The 3,180-nt window shown below is 68.6% G+C and carries 2 protein-coding genes; one reads left to right on the forward strand and one right to left on the reverse strand.

Features of this window, described 5'->3' with window-relative positions:
- Window positions 1-391: 391 nt before the first annotated feature.
- Window positions 392-2,122, forward strand: coding sequence for an endo-1,4-beta-xylanase (locus ACQKIP_RS43755; protein WP_365866517.1), 1,731 nt, complete (start codon window positions 392-394; stop codon window positions 2,120-2,122).
- Between the two features lie 369 nt (window positions 2,123-2,491).
- Here ACQKIP_RS43755 and ACQKIP_RS43760 read toward each other — a convergent pair whose 3' ends face one another.
- Window positions 2,492-3,091 (reverse strand): TetR/AcrR family transcriptional regulator, encoded by a 600-nt coding sequence (locus ACQKIP_RS43760; protein ID WP_365866515.1) that lies wholly within the window; start codon window positions 3,089-3,091, stop codon window positions 2,492-2,494.
- Between the last annotated feature and the right edge of the window lie 89 nt (window positions 3,092-3,180).

Below are 3,180 nucleotides of genomic sequence, written 5' to 3' on the forward strand. Positions count from 1 at the left end.
CCCGTGGTTTGGCCAGGTGGACGGCACGCCGACGCCGCCCGCACTGGGCACGTCGGATGCCCCGGCACCGGCGCCAGGGCGGCCGTTGCGATCCGGCAGGATGCCCGCATGTCCCACACCCTGACACGCCCCACACCGCCCTCCGGCGAGAAGCGGATCACCCCGGCCCTTGGCAGGACTTCGCAAGACCTCACGGAGTCCTGCTAGGCCGTCGTTCCCGATCGGTCCTCGGCCGACGGTGCCTCACTCGCGCCTGGAACAATGGTGATCAGTCACAGCGGGGCGGCGCGACCGGTTGCGCACTGTTCTTGCCGCGGCTGGGCAGGACGGTGCTCGGCGACGGTGTGGCCGGGGGCGGCGATGCCGTCGCAAGACGGGCTGGGGATACGGAGTGCTGCTGTTCATGCGGTTTCGAAAGAGCGCTGTCATCGCGGTGGTGTGTGCCTTGGTCGCTGGCGTCCCGGGAGACCGTGCCGCCACCTCCGCGCCCGCGGGGGGAGCTGTGGAGGACCTCCTGAACGGCAGGGACTGGGCTCACTTCGCCGGCGGGAAGCCCACGGATGCAGGGGTACGTATCACGCCCCTGGACCGGCGCATCACCCGCCAGGACGGTACCGGCGGACAGCCGAACCCACCGGTGAACCTGCGCGGTCCCCACCTGGTGTTCCGAGGGGATGTCCGGATCGAAGCCGGCCTGCGGCGCACGGATGACACGGATGCCTACCTGCATCTGTACGGTCAAACGCCGGTCATCTACGACGAATGGCGCTACGAACGGCGTGGCGTGCGCATCGGCGTGGTCGGCGGGAGGCTGCGGATCGACCGCTGGGACGGGGACTCCGACCAACCTGCGATGACCCGGACCTTCGGGAGACGGCTGGGGCCCGAAGTCCGCCTCGCCGTCGAAGTCCGCGCAAACAGGCTTGTGCTGGAGGCCGGCGGCAGGGTCGTGGGAACCGTTCCCGCGCACGACGTCTTCGGCAGCGGCCGCATCTGGTTCGGCACGGATGCGGGAGCCCGCGGGAAGGGCTGGACCCTCAGCGATCTTCACGCGCGGAAACTGGGACGGGGCCGGATGTCCGTCGTGGACGCGCCTGGTCTGCGCGTGCCCCGGTCCAGCGATGCGATGCGTGATCTGGCGGCGGCTCTCCCACGCCCGATCCGTATGGGAACCGCGCTGGCCGCGGGCCCCTTGCTGACGGACAGCGCCTACCGCCGGACGGCGGGTGAGGAGTTCTCCATACTGACGCCGGAGAACGACTTCAAGCCGCAGTTCGTCCAGCCCCGGCGCGGCGTGTTCGCGTTCGCGGAAGGCGATACCTTGGTGGACTTCGCCCGGGCCAACAGGATGAAGGTGCACGGCCACACCCTCGTCTGGTTCGAAGCCCTGCCCGCATGGATGCGCGCCGAGATGACGCACGGGCAACGCAGGCGCGTCATGGTCGAGCACATACGCGCGGTAGCGGGCCACTTCCGGGGGAAGGTGGCGGAATGGGACGTGGTGAACGAGCCCATGTCCGACGAGGATGAGGACTACGCAGGCGGCAACCGGGGCGTGCGGCCGCAGTTGTGGTTCGAAGCAATGGGTGAGCAGTACATCGACATCGCGTTCCATGCTGCCCGCGAGGCCGACCCGCACGCGGTGCTGTACCTCAACGAGTACGGGGTGGAGGAGGACGGACCACGCTGGGATGCCCTCTACGCGCTGCTGATCCGATTGAAGGAGCGAGGCGTTCCGATCGACGGTGTCGGTTTCCAGGACCACGAATACGCCGTCGGCGACCGTACCGACCCCGAGGTCTTCCGACGCAAGGTCCGGGCTTTGGCCGGGCTCGGCCTGAAGGCCCGGGTCTCGGAGGCGGACGTCCTCGTCGACGAGGACGAAGAGGACATCCAGGCCCGCCAGTTGGCGGGGAAACTCGCAGTCTGCGCCGAAGAACCCAACTGCACCTCGTTCTCGACCTGGGGTTTCACCGACAAGTACGGCTCCACGGCTGACCTGCGACACTATCCCCCGAGTCCGGGAAACGCTCTTCCCTGGGACGCGGCGTACGAGGCGAAACCCGCCTACTGGGCACTGCGTGACGTCCTGGACGACGCTCGCCGCTCAAGTACTGGATAGGTACGGCGAACACCGCGTACGGCCGGTGGGATCGTTTCATCCTGATTCCGCAACTCGCGGGGCTGAGGGTGGGGCTGGTGTGGTCCGGGAGTAACGGATTCCTTCCGGCCAGCATCATGATCACTGCGGGGGTGATCGTCGGTCACCTCTGGAACCGGTGTCCGCGAGGACGAGGAGGGCCCGCAGGAGGGTGCTCGCGTGGCGGGCGTTCGTGCGGACCTTGGTCAGGATGCGCCAGGACTTGAGGCGGGGCGAACCTGTGTACGGAGGCGGAGCGCTCGCGGCTGACCAGCCGGTCGCTTCCTTCTCGGCACCGGGGAGTGGGTGGTTCCGGGTGGCTCCTTGCGGCCGGTGGGGGAGTGGGGCGGGTCACGTACTGCTGAACAGCCGGTCCAGATGCACGTCGATCGCGGCGAGGGCGTCCCTAGGCTCGATCACGTCGAGTTCGATCAGGGAGGTGAAGCCGGTGAGGGCCAGGAGCAGGTTGGTCTCGGTCGCCGGGTCGCGGCCGGAGTCGATGTGCCCGTCGGCGATCGCCTGGCGGACCAACTGCTCGACGAGGGCCCGCCCTTGGACGAGGCCGCGGCGCGCCTGCTCGTGCACGGCCTGGTCGTGCAGCGCCTCCAGGACGTAGGCGGCGCTCATCCGGCTGGTCGCGCGTGCGTCGGCGTGCAGGGGGAGCATTTCCGCGAGCGTCAGGCGCAGCACGTCACGGGGGTGCGGACGGGCACCGAGCTTTTCGAGGCCCTGCTGTACGCGCACCGAGGTCTGCTCGGACGCGAAGTTCATGGCGAAGGAGAGCATGGCGGTCCGGGAGGCGAAGTAGTGCTGCAACTGCCCGAGTGACATGCCCGCCTCCTGCGCCACCACGCGCATCGTCAGCTGGGTGAGGCCGCGCTGCTCGGCCACCCGCCACAGTGCGCGGGCGATCGCTTCGCGACGTCCGCGGTGATCCACCTGTTTCGGCATCGCCGGCCGCTCCCTCGTTCCCCGGGACTGTTCCAATACAGTTGACATAATACACCTGACCCATAATCCTCGGGTCCACTCGAGGGAGG

This window comes from Streptomyces sp. NPDC059900, assembly GCF_050270335.1.
In the GTDB taxonomy this organism is placed as follows: Bacteria; Actinomycetota; Actinomycetes; order Streptomycetales; family Streptomycetaceae; genus Streptomyces.

Excerpts from the sequence above, each read along its gene's own strand:
- ACQKIP_RS43760 (WP_365866515.1), bottom strand. The coding sequence starts at position 3,091 with ATGCCGAAACAGGTGGATCACCGCGGACGTCGCGAAGCGATCGCCCGC.